Source organism: Sphingobacterium sp. UBA7631 (assembly GCF_002483935.1).
Taxonomy (GTDB): domain Bacteria; phylum Bacteroidota; class Bacteroidia; order Sphingobacteriales; family Sphingobacteriaceae; genus Sphingobacterium; species Sphingobacterium multivorum.
The window spans coordinates 340370-356426 of the sequence record NZ_DLIX01000005.1; the positions used below are offsets into that span (position 1 = coordinate 340370).

At 40.6% G+C, this 16057-nt stretch carries 11 protein-coding genes; 6 read left to right on the top strand and 5 right to left on the bottom strand.

Annotated features, from left to right (window positions below; all coding sequences use genetic code 11):
- The first annotated feature begins 103 nt into the window (after window positions 1-103).
- Window positions 104-1588, top strand: coding sequence for a glycoside hydrolase family 130 protein (locus B3P16_RS10005; protein ID WP_070565560.1), 1485 nt, complete (start codon window positions 104-106; stop codon window positions 1586-1588).
- Here the strand turns inward: B3P16_RS10005 and B3P16_RS10010 are convergent.
- Window positions 1560-3773, bottom strand: coding sequence for a glycosyltransferase family 4 protein (locus B3P16_RS10010; RefSeq protein ID WP_201639001.1), 2214 nt, complete (start codon window positions 3771-3773; stop codon window positions 1560-1562). The two genes, B3P16_RS10005 and B3P16_RS10010, sit on opposite strands and share 29 nt — an antisense overlap.
- Before the next feature lie 342 nt (window positions 3774-4115).
- On the opposite strand from B3P16_RS10010, the gene B3P16_RS10015 reads away from it, so the two are divergent.
- Window positions 4116-4706 (top strand): sugar O-acetyltransferase, encoded by a 591-nt coding sequence (locus B3P16_RS10015; RefSeq protein WP_201639000.1) that lies wholly within the window; start codon window positions 4116-4118, stop codon window positions 4704-4706.
- 41 nt (window positions 4707-4747) lie between these two features.
- On the opposite strand, the gene B3P16_RS10020 is transcribed toward B3P16_RS10015, so the two are convergent.
- From B3P16_RS10020 to B3P16_RS10030, 3 genes are all read right to left on the bottom strand, one after another.
- Window positions 4748-5179 (bottom strand): GNAT family N-acetyltransferase, encoded by a 432-nt coding sequence (locus B3P16_RS10020; RefSeq protein ID WP_286842814.1) that lies wholly within the window; start codon window positions 5177-5179, stop codon window positions 4748-4750.
- On the bottom strand, window positions 5176-6684 hold the full coding sequence (locus tag B3P16_RS10025) for an NAD(P)H-hydrate dehydratase (RefSeq protein WP_201638998.1): 1509 nt from the start codon (window positions 6682-6684) through the stop codon (window positions 5176-5178). Before B3P16_RS10025 ends, B3P16_RS10020 begins: the two co-directional genes overlap by 4 nt.
- A 137-nt stretch (window positions 6685-6821) precedes the next feature.
- Window positions 6822-10244, bottom strand: coding sequence for a glycosyltransferase (locus B3P16_RS10030; RefSeq protein ID WP_201638997.1), 3423 nt, complete (start codon window positions 10242-10244; stop codon window positions 6822-6824).
- Window positions 10245-10408: 164 nt separating this feature from the next.
- Between B3P16_RS10030 and B3P16_RS10035 the strand changes: the two genes are divergently transcribed.
- From B3P16_RS10035 to B3P16_RS10050, 4 genes are all read left to right on the top strand, one after another.
- On the top strand, window positions 10409-11248 hold the full coding sequence (locus B3P16_RS10035) for a DUF4846 domain-containing protein (protein WP_201638996.1): 840 nt from the start codon (window positions 10409-10411) through the stop codon (window positions 11246-11248).
- Between the two features lie 227 nt (window positions 11249-11475).
- Window positions 11476-12678: an NO-inducible flavohemoprotein gene (gene hmpA / locus B3P16_RS10040; RefSeq protein ID WP_236560227.1), complete on the top strand. Its 1203-nt coding sequence runs from the start codon at window positions 11476-11478 to the stop codon at window positions 12676-12678.
- Between the two features lie 99 nt (window positions 12679-12777).
- Complete coding sequence (locus B3P16_RS10045; protein ID WP_070565571.1) at window positions 12778-13257, top strand: RrF2 family transcriptional regulator; 480 nt, start codon at window positions 12778-12780, stop codon at window positions 13255-13257.
- A gap of 1414 nt (window positions 13258-14671) precedes the next feature.
- On the top strand, window positions 14672-15289 hold the full coding sequence (locus B3P16_RS10050) for a hypothetical protein (RefSeq protein ID WP_115050734.1): 618 nt from the start codon (window positions 14672-14674) through the stop codon (window positions 15287-15289).
- Between the two features lie 188 nt (window positions 15290-15477).
- Here B3P16_RS10050 and B3P16_RS10055 read toward each other — a convergent pair whose 3' ends face one another.
- Window positions 15478-15987 (bottom strand): SRPBCC family protein, encoded by a 510-nt coding sequence (locus B3P16_RS10055; protein WP_201638995.1) that lies wholly within the window; start codon window positions 15985-15987, stop codon window positions 15478-15480.
- Window positions 15988-16057 lie beyond the last annotated feature (70 nt).

Consider the following 16057-nt stretch of genomic DNA (forward strand, 5'->3'; position numbering starts at 1 on the left):
AGTTACTCGATTTTTATCAGATATCCGTTGATTATTGCCGGGGAATAAAACAAAAGACAATCGCTGATCGTTCTAATAAATGTGTAAACATGAACATAAAATTATGCATAAACCAGTACAAGTTGAACGAAAGGATATTTACTTTAAACCGGATAAGAAAAGAGTTCTCGCACGTTTTTTTTTCCTTGGCGATGACCGTACAATAAAAATTATCAGGCGCATTTTATCCCTTAACGAGTCGGAACGGAAAGAAGTCTTTGGACAGGTTTTACGAAGCTATACGAAAAGACATCGCAGCATTGCCCATATCTTTGAACGGAATTTTGACAGGGTAAGCCACCTTTTGGAGAAGATTCCATTTTCAAAGGAGAAGCTAAGTCATATCGACAAGTTGCTGATCGGCTCTTACTTTACCATGGAATATTCCATTGAATCGGCAGCGTTATTTAATCCCTCCATTATCGAACATCCGGATCAGACCGAATTATTCAAAGGTGAAAAACGGGTTATTTTAAGCTTCAGGGCCACCGGAGAAGGTCATGTCTCTTCGATCGTTTTTCGCTCGGGCACCTTGGATGTCGACAATAATATCCATATCGACTATATCGGTAATCTATTGGATAAACCCATGCAAGTTAAAAACCACCGGTATCACAAGGAGTCCTTCTTAAAGAAGATGAATGAGCTACATGCGGAACCAACGGAAGTTAAGTCCAAACTCGAGGAAAAGCTAACGGAGACATTTACGTATGAGGAACTTAAGCGGTACATCGATGAAGTGCGGCGGGAGAGTGAAGAAAATCTTGAAAATGTGACATTTTTACAACAGGCGCTCTGGCTCGCTTCCTCGCATTATGAAATGACTTTTTCATTGGACACTTCCATTTCGGAACGCGTGATATTTCCGCTCGCCGACACAGAAAAAAGAGGGATAGAAGACGCCCGTTTTGTCCAGTTCAAAACTGAGAAGAATGAGAGCATCTATTATGCTACCTACACAGCCTACGACGGATTTAGTATCCTTCCTAAACTGCTCACCACAAAAGATTTTTATCATTTTAAGGTGAAACCCATCTATGGTGAAATTGCCAATAAAGGTGCGGCACTATTTCCAAGAAAAATAAATGGCCGCTACGCCATGCTCTGTCGCATTGACGGTGAAAACAATTATATTGCTTACTCCAACAATATCAACATATGGCAGGAAACGGCAATCCGCATTCAAGAGCCTGAATATCCCTACGAATTTGTCCAGATCGGCAATTGTGGCTCACCGATTGAAACTCAATATGGCTGGCTGATCCTGACCCATGCCGTGGGCCCGATGCGCGAGTATGTTTTGGGGGCCTCCCTTCTGGACCTGGACAACCCCCATGTTGAAATTGGACGACTACATAGCCCATTGATGACCCCAAACGATGAAGAACGGGAAGGCTATGTACCAAACGTCATTTATTCCTGCGGTGCTCTGGTCCACAATGAACACCTCATTTTACCGTATGCAATGTCTGATTATGAGTCGACTTATGCCACCATCAAGCTTGAAGACTTATTGCTGGCTATCTTGAATCCTGATCGCTATCATTAAAGGCACGAGAAACCACAATATAGGCCAAATAGAAACAGAGGGTGCTTTCAGCCCCTTGGTTTCTATTGATGCCATAAGCCTCCAGTCCATCACAGCAACCTTTGGTTTCCTCATCGTAGAGTCCGAGTCTAAGATCATTCTCGCCCAAGAACCAGCGGAATGAGGCTATCATTCGGGTAAAATAAACCTTTTTATTCGTCAGTCGAAAAGCTTCGCGATACATAAATACCATGGCTGTAACATCGAGCGGCTGCTGACCAAACTTGCTGACATGCTTGCCCTGCTTGGCCCATTCCTGGTTTCCAACCAACGAAAGCGCACCATTTTGGATCGTAATGCTTTCGAGAAACTTTAATGTCGTTAGCCCCAATTGTTTTATTGTCTCATCATTTAAAAAAGGATATGCAGTCAAAAACGCATAAGGTAATATTGCATTATCATACGCCAATACGGATTCAAACCATTGCCAGTGTTCATCTGAACTCGCTTCGTATTCCCGCACAAGTTTGCCGATAAGCGTCCGCATCAGCTCTATCATGACCTCGTCATTGGATTGATGATGCAAATATTCGGCAATTCCCAGCACAGTATACGCTATCGCCCGGTTGGAGCGCAACTGACCGAAATTCGGCACAGCTCTAAAAAATAACTCGTGTCCCAATTGATAATAACTGGTTAATTTAGTTTTACGAAGAAGCACCCCCAGGGCCCATATCGTTCGTCCAAAGGAATCCTCCGAACCGACTTCATCCAAGAAATTATGCTGGAAATCCATAAAATTATGAAAAAGACCGTCTTCGCGCTGATGATAATAAATATAACTCAGGTAGGTGGAAATACGGCGGTCTAACTTCTTATCAGCAAAATTATCCTGGGCTAATAAAGCAAGTAAAAGTGCCCTCGCATTATCGTCGAGACAGTAGCCTTCTTTATAATTGGGCAAAGAATAAGTTGCGTGCTGTAAGATACCGACCTGATTGGTCAACCTATCGATATGCTTCCAGCTGAATTTAGGCATCTCATCTTTACTAAATCCTGCGTTTTCTTTAAGGCCGTCGTAGGTAGGTATGATTTTATTTAAAATCCGTGTATACCGGAGGCCAATATTTTTCCAGGTGAGCTCCTTTCCAAATGCACTGGCATTGTCCCGCAAGGTGGTACGATAATCCAAATTTGAAAACAAGTTTTTAAGCGCTTCAGCCATCTTGGCTGAATTTTTAAATTCGACCAATACCCCCCTTCCATCAGCCAGCAGTTCCTTGGCGTGCCAGTAAGGCGTAGAGACCACCGCAGCTCCGGCACCAATGGCGTAAGATAACGTTCCACTCGTAATCTGCGCCTCATTAACATAAGGGGTGACATAAACGTCACAGGCACAAAGATACTCTACCAGATCGGCCTGGCTCACAAAGGAATTAACAAATTGGACGTGCTCCTGCAACTGATAAGCTTCCACGAGACTGCCTAGATACTCCCGATACTCCTCTCCCGAATGCGCCAACACATTAGGGTGTGTTTTGCCAACGACCAGGTACAACAGATCTGGTTCATCTTTAACGACTTCAGGCAAGGATTCAATCACCATTTCGATGCCCTTGTTGCGTCCCAGGAAACCAAATGTCAATAACACTTTCTTGCCAGAAAGACCTTTTTTAAGCTTTGCAAGTTCATGTTCCAAGGTAAACTCGGGCACACCATGGTGTATCAGTCTAACTTTCGTGGTATTGACCCTATAAATGGATTTGAGTAAAGTAACCGCATAATTACTCATGACGATTACAATCGAAGCCCTTTTTACAATTTCAATGAGAATAGCCTTTTCATCGACATTCGGTTTCTCAAGAATGGTATGAAAATTAACTAACAATGGAATATGCAATGCGTTAATCAACGATAAGATATATATCCCACTATTACCACCGAAGATGCCATATTCGTGCTCCAATATCACACAGTCATAGCCATGTTCATTAATATAGTTGGCTGCTTCAATATAGGACAATTGATCATACTGGTCTATTTTAAAGACAACTTCACTGGGATAATCATAGTCCCGGTCAGCGACAGCAAAAACGTGCTGTGTTAATTCCTGATTATGCAACGCAACAGCATGCAACAAATCCGATGTAAAAGTGGCGATGCCACATTCTTTGGGCAAGTAAGTACTTATATAAGCGATCTTCATTGAAATAATAATTTTGAATACAGCTACGACGAAGGCAGTAGCATACGTGTGTCCATTATCTAAATGCTTTTCGAAGGAAAATTGTTTGTCACAACTGCAATGAATTAAATCGGAAGAAGGTGCTAAACCACCTTGTGTAGATAAGCTCCTGTTACAAAACTTGGCGCTGCAACGCAGCCCATTTGATGGAAACAGGGTATCCATTGGTTATGCTTAGTTGAAAACAAGGGCCATTGATTATGCAAAAAAAGAAAACTCAATAACCCAGATTCACAAGGCGTAGATTGCTATTGCATTTAAAAATCAATTTATCTAAGTTTGTTGCGGAAAAATGGGCATTGAATGAAATCAGCAAAGGAAAAAATGATTGCCGGCCTTCCCTATATCGATTCGGAGGGGCAATTATTTAAGGAAAGACAATACGCAAAAGAAGAACTTAAACGGTTTAACGATTCGGAGCCTAAACACCTGAAATTCAGAAAGCAGATTATTCAAAAACTTTTTAAATCGACGGGAACTCGATTCTTTCTCGAACCTCCTTTTCGTTGCGATTATGGTTACAATATTGCTATTGGTGAGAACTTTTACAGCAATTATAATTGTACAATATTAGACGGTGCACCAGTTACCATAGGTGATAATGTATTATTTGGTCCAAATGTAAGCCTCTTCACAGCCGGCCATCCCCTCCATTTTGAAGCAAGAAATCAAGGTTGGGAGTTTGCGTTGCCTATCGTAATCGAAGATAATGTATGGATCGGTGGACAGGTTGTCGTCAATCCCGGCGTGCGAATCGGAAGGAATTCGGTCATTGGTTCTGGATCAGTCGTCACAAAAGATATTCCAGCGGACGTCGTAGCTGCAGGTAATCCGTGCCGGGTTATACGTAACATTACCGAAGCGGATCGGATCACCTATGCTGAAAATCCGTAAGGATCACAAGGAGCAGCACCGGTGTGCAACCATAACCTACCTCATGGCTCATTCTCGGGCATGAGATCATTGGTTAGCGGTAATGAATACGTGATCATGAGCTCCTCCTTTTGTTTTATAGGAACAAAACCATTACTTTCCCAAAAATGCTGCTGTGCAGAGGGCGCTTCGGCTTGGAGCATTTTACCACCGAACGTATCGATAAATAGTCGCGCATGTTTCAATAATGCTGTGCCTACACCTTTCAGTCTTACATGTGGAGCAATAGCGAGGAAATGGATTGTATAAGTATCACCTGAACTAATCAGGCTCAGCACGCCTACTACTTCGTTTCCGTCGTAGGCGGCAAAATGCGTCGCTTCAAAATCGCCCTCCAACATCACCTCGGCCAACTTACCTTCCAGAGCGAAAACCTCTTTTCGAAGTTTCCAGGTCCGGGCGGCAAAAACTTGTTCAATGTACCAATCTATCATAATCCTTTTTCTAATGAGATAAATGCGTCGGAAAGATGATTAATGGTATCCGAAGGTAATAAGGAATAGGCACCAATCGTCTTAACTGCAATATCTGCCGCGCGCCCATGGATATATACCCCCATAATTAAAGCTTCTTTAGAAGAATAGCCCTGTCCAAGCAAGGAGGTAATAATCCCTGTCAGTATATCGCCACTGCCTCCTGTTGCCATGCCCACGTTGCCTGTACTATTGAAGTAAACGAGCCCATCAGGCATAACCATTGCACTATTTGCCCCTTTTATTAACAGGTACAACTGATGTTTACGCGCAAAAGCTTTCACTTTCTCAATCTTTTCGAAATCATCTTGCCAAGCACCCAATATCCGGCTAAGTTCTTTGGGATGGGGTGTTAATATACTGTGCGCTGGAACAGAGGCCCAAAGATCTGGTTCGCGGGCAAGAATATTTAAAGCATCAGCATCTAATACCAAAGGGGTATCATTAACCTGAGTTATAAATACCTTTAGCGCATCAATTGTATGGGATGCTGTTCCCATCCCGATTCCGATACCCACTGACTGATAACCTGTCAATAAGGGGAATTGACTAATGAAATCTTGTTGGGGATCAGTCATCACCATCGCTTCGGGCACGGCAGTCTGTAAAATGGTATTACCGCAGTTAGGTACATAAGCTGAAGCTAAACCGCAACCCGCTCGAAGAGCCGCTTTTAGCGCAAGCTGAACAGCCCCCATTTTACCTTTACTTCCGCCAATAATCAGGGTATGACCAAATGTTCCCTTATGATCAAATCTCCTTCGTTGTCGATAAAAGGACCTAAGGAAGGACTCGTCGACATAAAACAGATTGGTTTCTGCCAATTCAATTGCACGTTGGCTAAGACCGATATCCAATACCTTGAAGTCTTTTACATACCATTGGTTTTCGGGTATTAGCAAGGCTATCTTTGGAAACTGAAAGGTATATACCATATCTGCCTTTACAATGGGAACATCTGTAGCTGTCTTTTCATCAGCCAGCAGCCCAGAAGGCATATCGATCGAATAGATTGTTGCACCACATCCATTTATACTGGAAATTATACCATTCCAGTCAGCTGTAAGTGCCCGCTTTAATCCATATCCAAACAAGCAATCCAGTACGATTGCATCGGAAGGAATATCAATCTGGTCTTCCGCTGCAATTTTTTGAATCATATGATTGGGTAAACGCTTTTGATTGGTAAGATTATCTACGGAGTAATCCTTAACATCCACTAAATAAACCTTGACTTGGGCCTGTTGTTGACCCAACAGACGCGCCAGCACCAAACCATCGCCGCCGTTGTTTCCCTTACCACAAAAAATATAAAAGGTACTTTGCTCCAATCGTGAATGAAGCTTTTTAATTTCCTCAAAAACAACTGTTGCAGCTCGTTCCATTAGGTCAAGACTACTAATTTTCTGATCCTTTAAGGTTTCACTATCAATCCCGTTTATCTGCTGAGCGGAAAGTATCTTCATGTCGTTTCTATTTTTATTGAAAGTACCTATTCTCAAGCTCAATTAAAAATCTCTGTATACTTTTTGGTAGGCGATAGCAATCCTAAAGTAGGATTACAAGAAGGATCCTACCGCCTAACTCGTGTAAGTCACAATTTCTATGCACTTGTTGTTACCTCTTTCACCCCGCCTGTCCGTTTCAAGGTACCCCAAGTATTTAATTCACCTTTAATCGCTTTTCTGACAGACTTGAATAAAACGAAATACATCAGTTGACGCCAGAAAAAACGCTGCGGAAACAAATAAATTAAATTGCTAAGCTTCTCGCCTTCCATTTTAAAGGCAATGCCTGCAAAGAACATATCCACGAATACAAAAAGGAAGTAATAAAACATCACTTGACCAAAACCGTTATGCAGTGAAAATAATCCTGCAATTCCTGTCCAGCTGATACCATTTACCTCGCTTAGGGAGAAAAGACCGCTCACCAGAGAGAATAACATAAAAATATCGGCCAAGGGCGCAAATAAAGGAAGTATAATCTGAAAAATCAGAATATTAGGCATTCCGACCATACCAAAATAGCCATATTTGGGATTCAACAGGGTCTGTTTATTTTTCCAAAAACTCTGCAACACACCAAAGCTCCAACGGAAACGCTGCTTGAAGAGCATTTTTACCGTATCTGGTGCTTCCGTATAAGCGATTGCTTCAGATGAATTTCGCACGGTATAACCCGCTCTTAATATACGCATGGTTAGATCACAATCTTCCGCTAATGTATCCGTTGTAAATCCACCCACTTCCAAAATAACAGATCTACGAAAGGCGCCAATTGCCCCTGGTACGACCGATATCATGTTGAGCAAATCGAAAGCTCTCCTATCCATATTCTGTGAAGTAATATACTCGATCGATTGCCAATGTGTCAATATATTATGGACATTTCCTACTTTAACACTTCCTGCGACAGCAGCGACTTGAGATTGGTTAAAATATTTCATCAACTGCTTTAACGCATCTGTCTTCAGTTGAGTATCGGCATCGATACAGAGCACAAACTGAGCATCGGATTGCTCGATACCATAGTTAAGCGCAGATGCTTTCCCTCCATTTGGTTTTGTAAATAACCTTACTTTAGGATGATCGCCATACACCTTACTGACCATCTCAAAAGTTTTATCTTTCGATCCATCATCAACAAAAATCAACTCATAATTGGGATAATCCAAATTCAACAGGCTTTTTATAGTTGCCAACACGGTTATTTCCTCATTATAGGCAGGAATGATCACACTTACCTTCTCCCGAGGATCCAAAACCAATTGAGATTGCTCTTTTTTACTTTTTTGTTTTTGCCGGATTGCCAAATAAGCAATCATTGCTGTTCTAAAAATTGCCAATACAATGGCAATGGAAAAAACCAGATTCAAGAAGATGTTACCATAAAACAATGTTCCTAAGAACAAGCGGTTGGAAGATCCACTAAATCCCGAATCGGAAGCATTTTCAACAGGTGGCATCAATTCATCTCGTTTTTTGCCCATTAAATCACCAATCGTTGCAAATTTATATCCATGAGATTTAAAATAATGAATAATACGTGGCAAGGCGGCTATGGTCGCTTCTCGATTTCCTCCAGCATCATGTAATAGGATAATATTCCCGTTATCGCGTTGTTTGATCACTTCCTTATAGACTTCATCTGCTGTACGGCCAGGTAACCAATCGTTGGGATCGATGTATTCGCCAATATTGATATAGTTCTCTTTACGGCTCTGGGCCACGGGCAGAATTTCGGCCACTGTCTGTGGTTCGGCATCCGCATTAAAAGGAGCTCTGAAAAGAATTGTACTATGACCGGTTATACATTCAATGATCTTTCGGGTGGCGTTCAACTCGAACTTAACACGATTTGGCCCTATTGTGGACATATCGGGGTGAAAAAAAGTATGGTTACCGATTTCATGTCCCTCCTGGTATTCGCGACGGACCAGATCCATATTTTTCTCAGCCATCACACCCACAAGAAAGAAAGCTCCCGGAACACGTTCTTTTTTTAAGATGTCCAATACTTGTGGCGTATATGTCGGATCAGGCCCATCATCGAATGTGAGCACCACCGTCTTGTCTCTTTCTCCAAAGCGCTTAATAACGTAATTACTCGGTGTTTTTACATATACTTGGTCCTGAATCATTAGCGTCGATGGATCGTAAGTAAATTTAACTTCCCCAGGAGCCGGGCTATTGACCAAATCCAAAATTTCCCCATCGCCAATATATTGAATCCCTCCTACATTGATCTGACTTATTTTCCGAAAGTCAAAAGGCTCTTTTTTCAAATTTTCTTGATTCAATGATCTGGAAATAAACGACCATAAACGAGCGTCTTCACTTCCCAAACGCCAAAGAGCAATGCCTGCAAGGCCCCAGTCATCGGCTTTGCGGATGAGATTGAAATAAGTTGCGGCATCGGTAAAATAGACATCATGGCGCATCCCCGCACCATCTGTATAGCTGAAGTTGAGATTGGAAGATTGGGGATCAAAAGTAATCTTAGCATTGTAATTATGCGCCAAGATAACGGCGTTATCATACGTCAACGTTTTGCCCACCCGATCTTTCGGCCAGTCATATCCATAACATGCCAAAGCCAAAATCACTTTGTCTGCATCGATCTTATTGCAAAGTTCATCCAGGTTCTTTTCAACCCATGCCTGATGTGAAATGGCCCCAGCATTACTTTCAATGGAATGCTGATCATAAGCCATCAAAATAATATAATCGTTGTATTTTTGTAAGGAAATGGGATCGTAATCATCATTTTCAGGCGAGATATCTTGCGTGACAAGCAGGCCCTCTGTATGAAATACGGTATAGATATGCGCCATAAAATCGTTTAATGGCTGGTGGTCATCCAACTGTAAATTCTCAAAGTCGATATTTATGCCTGCAAAACCATTACGCTTCACTTTAAGAAGGATGTCGTCTATAAAACGTTGTTGTTTATCCGGATTAAGCAAAATAGCCTTTACAGTCTGCCCATCAAAATCGTTACCACTGAAATTGGAAATCTGCGCAATTGCTTTACGCTTATATTGATGGATCACCTTAAGCGCAGCAGTATCCGCTTTATCGACCACGGTATCTTGATTAGGTACCGTAAAAAAGGACTCCATGGCGACCATATCCAAATGACCTATATTTCGGCGTAAATCAGATAAAGACTGTTCACGAACTTCATTAGACCAAGAACTGACATAAAAGCCCATATTGATCCTGTCTTTGGTACCAATATGTTTCAAATGCTTCAGCTCACGGTCACGTTTAATCTTCTCCAATTCGGATTTTACAATGGTAAACTCCTTGAATTGTTTGGATTTTTTTAATCTGGCGGTGGACTTTTCGGTCAATGCTGTGTTGGTATTAATGGTTGGAAAAGGAGGAATCTGAATCTTTCCCAATGTATAAACCACACATATCACACCAATGATCAAACCTATCACCAATGCGCTGCTCATCCATGAAAAAGCGTACCAGCGCTTTTTGCTTGACGTCTGAAAAATCTGTTTTCCTGACATAATCGTATTCTTTTTAACTTCGGCTAAGCTACATCAGAAAATGATCCAAAAAGCGGATGAGTAGCTTAAAAATTTCTTAATTTTCTCAAATGATTTATGTTTCGAATTATATCTAGATTTAAGTATATTCGATAAACGCAATACACTAGCTCAGAAAATTTTATATGAGATCCATATATGTACTCATTCCACTCCTCTCGTGTCAGGTTTTCATTGGCTGTGGACAACCGAATGTGGCTGCACCAAAAGCCCAAGTGCTCGACTCGGTCGCTGCGGATCTAGCGCGAACGGACGGAAGCCAGTTTATTAACCCCACTGGGATGACGGTCAAATCACGCATTTTATTGCCGGAAGGCTTTAAAAGAGCAAACTACCGGACTGAAGAATTTGGAAATTTCCTTGAAAATCTTCCATTGTACCCCATCGACAGGGAGGTACATTATTACAATGGAAAAATTAAACCTAGAAATAACATCTACAACAGTGTTGTAAAGCTGGACATCGGAAAGCGCGATTTACACCAATGCGCGGATGCTGTCATGCGGCTCAGGGCAGATTACTTATACCAACAAAAGCGGTACAAGGATATCAAATTCAACTTCCTTTCAGACGGTAAACCCCGTACATTTACAAACTACGCAAAAGGAGATTACGCCTACCCAACCTATTGGAAATATTTGGAATATATTTTTGCCTATGCAAATACGGCTTCACTACATGATGAGCTGCCCCGTGTAAAAACGACTCAAGAAGTTAAGATTGGAGATACTTTTATCCAAAAAGGATCTCCTATTGGCCATGCAATCATTGTAGTTGATCTGGCCAAGGACAGCACTGGAAAAACAATTGTACTACTCGCACAAAGCTACATGCCAGCCCAAGAAATACAAATTTTAAACAATTGGAACAACAGCAAGCTTAGTCCTTGGTACGATATTGACCAAGATATTATAAAAACCCCTGAATGGACATTTTATCCTAAAAACCTTAAAACCTGGGAGTAGTCCACTGTGAACAAGACTGTCGTTAAAATCGACCGGATGATTGTCCGTACAAGCAGTAAAAAATAATAAAAGATATTTTTGTCTTTTATTATAATTCTCTATTTTTGTAAACGATAGTCATTTGCAAATGAACCCTATCAAGGTTATAAGATTCCTCACAGCGAGTGGATTTTTTCATTTTTTATTCTGATCAAATAAAAGATAAAAAGGTATTTAAATATTTTATTATGATTACTGAAGCACAAAAAGAGTTAATCAAAGGTACTGTACCGGTTTTAAACGAACATGGTGTAGCGCTGACCAGTTATTTTTATAAACGTATGTTTGACCACAATCCGGAGCTTAAACATGTCTTCAATATGGGAAACCAACAAAATGCGCGACAACAAACGGCTTTGGCTACAGCAGTATTAGCCTATGCGGAGCATATTGAGAATCCAGCAGTCCTTCTTTCGGCAGTGAAACATATCGGACAAAAACACAGTAGCCTCAATATTCGTCCGGAGCATTATCAGATTGTTGGGAAGCATTTATTGGCGTCCATTCAGGAAGTATTGGGGGCTGCTGCCACAGAAGAACTGATTGAAGCCTGGGAAGTTGCCTATTTTCAGCTAGCAGATCTGATGGTCGGAGTCGAAAAGGATATGTATAATCAGATGATCCAGAGCGACGGCGGATGGACGGGCTGGAAGCCATTCACCATTATAAAAGTGGTAGCCGAGACCGATGAGATTCAGTCTATTTATCTCAAGCCAACAGATCAAGGAAGACTTCCAAAACACGAGGCAGGCCAGTATGTAAGTGTACGTGTATTTCTTCCCGAATTACACCTTTATCAACCCAGACAATATAGTCTTTCCGATGCGAGTAACGGCGAATACCTCCGGATTTCGGTAAAAAGAGAAGCCGCGGAAGGAAAACCTGAGGGTATGGTGAGTAATTATATACATCAATACGTTGAGGTTGGAAAACAACTGGAACTCACAGCACCAACAGGCTCCTTTCAATTGGTCGAAAGTGACAAACCACATGTATTTATCAGTGGCGGCGTTGGTCAGACCCCATTGATGGCCATGTTAGAGCATCTAGCGGACAAGAAAGAAGACAAACCGATCACTTGGATCCATGGTTGCCGCAACCCTGATCTACATGCGTTTAAAGAAAGAGTAAAAACATTGGAGAGCCAACATCAAAACATGACTAGCTTTTCTTTCTATGACGAAGCGCAGGGTATGGACACTGACGCTCTTGAGGGTTGGGTTGATCTCGCTAAAATAGATGCTTCTTATCTTCCACAGGAGGCAAACTATTACCTGTGTGGCCCTGCAGGATTTATCAAAAAGCACTTCCAATATTTAACCCATCAGGGCATCAACGCTGAGAACATTCATTTTGAAGAATTTGGTCCGGCATCTTTGCAACTAAATTAATTGCACTGCCCTATTTCATGAAATAGTCATCCCTAATTTTTAATCGTTGCGGATGGCTATTTTTGATTTTGTACATTTGCAAAAAGCAAAAAAGAGATTATGGGTATTTTTTCTAAAACATGTGAATATGGACTAAGGGCAGTTTTTTTTATTGCACAAAGCTCCCAAGAAAATAAACGCGTGAGCATAAAAGAAATAGCAGAGAGTATCCATTCTCCAGAGGCTTTTCTAGGCAAGATACTACAGAATCTAAGCCGGGCAGGTATCATTCGATCCATGAAGGGACCTGGCGGGGGGTTTTACCTCGACAGCGGAGATATGTCCACACCACTATCCGAGGTCGTTAAAGCGATCGACGGTGAAAGTCTATTTGTCGGCTGCGGCATGGGGCTTGAATTCTGCTCCGAACAATATCCCTGTCCCTTGCATCATGAGTTCAAAAGCATACGCAATAACCTTTCAGAAATGCTTCAAAAAACAACAGTCGGCCAATTCAATGATGATCTTATCAAGGGAAAAATCCTATTAACGAAAAGCCATATCGAACCCGATAAAACCAGGACAAATTCCTCAGATTAATAGGCCAAATCTTCCGCTTCTTCCTGCTATTTTCCAGCTGTGCCCCTTTACAAAAAGTAAAGAAGTGCGCATAAATTCCATTTTTCAATATATAAATATTAAATCCATATAACACACAATAAACACCTGAAAAATAGGTTTATAAAAAAAAATAAAAGTGTAAAAAAAGAATTTTAGACATCTTAGCATTCGTTTCCACAGAAGACCTAAAATCGCCCTAAATTCGACCTTTTAGGGTGAAACTACGCTTATAGGAAAACCGATCTGGCAGAGGCTCGACCGCCTCGATATAACCTGTTGTAAATAATGCTCATTTCCTAATTAAACAGTCCTATTGAGCGCAGCAATCAGGCATCTATCTGACCGATCACTGGGCAATAATTGCCCTCTTTGCATAGCTTTCCTTTGGGTTAAACACAAAAAATGAGGATTATTCTCTGACTACAACACCATCTTTTCTTATTTTTACTGGAAGAATCATATTATTAAAAATAATAACAATTTAAACTCTAATTAACAATAAATTATGTAATTTATATAAACAAAAAAAATAGCATTAAATAACACCATTAACGAGCTATTTTAAATAAAAAAAGGTGTGGATAAAATTTTATCCACACCTTTTTCTTACTCAAGTACAGCCACAATGTGAAGAACCATACAGCCCCGATTTACGCAAAAGTCAAACAGGTAAATATCGTTGTATCTTCGCGCTTGATTTATGCAGGCTGAAAATAACATGTGCGACAAGACATATGTCAATGATAACCGCAGACAAAAAAGGCCTCGAAACAAATGGGCGCCAGAGCAGGTTCAATTGACCAGCGTAAGCTCCACTTGCGCCCCATCTCATAAACACAAGCAAACATGCGATTTAACAAGCCTTTTATGCGATATAGGACAAAATCTATCTATAACCACCCAAATGCATATAATCTTTACAAAATCGCTTAAAACGGCTAATAACAGCTTTCCCGCCTAACTATGGGTAAACCTTAAAAACACAGCTGTCGAAGTACCCATGAGGAGTACTTGACTTGCAATCAACGGGACACTCTATATCACCATTCTGAGTCATGCTATCCAATTCTACCCCCCTCTTAATCGATTTAAGATAACAACTTTCTGCAAAGCACCACATTCACCTCTACAAAAAAAGAAGAACACAGAGGGGCTCAAAACGACTCAGACAACATCTTATCTGCGCTAGAACTTTATGGACCCAGTAAAAAACTTCAGGAGTTGAAGGGTGGCAAATTCATAAAAAAAATGAGAATAAAAACCTTTAAAATAAATAAGTAAAATGGATTATATAAAGCTATACATCATAAAAAAACTACCCTAGACCGTTAAAATCAAATTCGGAAAGAACATAACAAACGCTTTTATTATCTTTAAATTTTTCAAAAAGACCATGAATAAAGACACCTTAGTGAGATCATTCTTAAAAGCAGAACGGATAAAGATGAAGAAAGCCCGTAATGTCATTATTGGAATTTTCTTGGTTATGTTTGCTTTTTGTTACGGTTTTTTCTTATTTGCCTTTTTTTCGAAATGGTCAGCCAGTGAAGATAAGCTCTCGTTTTTCTATAAATCACTCCCTACCCTATCTGTTCTTTTTATTTATTTAGGTTTTGCGTTCGGTATATTGTGCTGGATGGCTTACATTAAAAATCAAAAATTCATCAATGCGCTACAGCGACTAAACGATCATGATATAGCAGTCTACCAGGAGTACAATAGACGACTCATGCACTTTTTTGCCGTTGCCGCTCCTTATCTTTTTTGTGAAAATGAGATTTTATTCTTTCCGTTGATCGGAAATAAACGGATCGCTATTCATCAAATCCATCGTATTGAAACAAAAATTATCAGAAATTACCGGGGACCTAACAGCTATCGTATCTATTTCTACAATGAATTCAACAAAATTCATCAGGTTACCATGAATCAAAAAGGAGCTTTTGAGTTTTTACAGGAAGAGCTTTGGAAGAAAAAACCGGATTTGGTTATTTTAGCAAGAAATCATTAATAAAAAGGTTTTACGGATAATGTCGAAAAAAGCACAAAGACGCAATGCTACCTCACAGTCAATATCGGATTTTAATCCAGCCAACAGCGAATCGATGACCTTCTCACTAAACACACGATACGAACAAATCTATAACCTTCTAGCGAAGAACATTCATACGGTTGTTAAGGACGCCTAAGCTGAGCCGATCAATCCTTTATTCTTTTTCCAACAAAGCTACTTTTGTTAATATACGAGCCATATTTTCCTGATTCCGCAACTTCTTTGATCACTTGATTGCGCTCCTCGAGAAAGCATCGCATATAGCGCGTTAAAAAAAGCCATTCTGCAAATCTCCCCAAAACTCCGAGCGGCGCCTTGAAATTAAATATATCACGCATGACTACTTTTCCATTTTCAAGTTGCTTGAAAATGTGCTTGTGATCCATGGAATGAAATACCCCCTGGGTCATTTGATCTTCAAAAAAATGAGGCTTTTCCATCGCCGTTATCTGCACGGTCAATGTTTGCGTAATGCCGAGATGTCTTGCGTGCCACCGAACCCTTTGTCCTGCTTCGATCAAACCCGTCGTCACTCCATCAATCGCTTTCTCCCTTGTTTTCTTTGTCGAATACATATGCAAATCAATACTACGCGCCAGGTCAAAAACAACAGGCAAAGGAGCCTCTATAACTGTATCTAAAATAAGCTGCGGCATAATATACTCTTAAAAATTTTCACACGAATTTCGTAAAATTCGGTAACTTCTTTAGGATTCAGCATTAGAA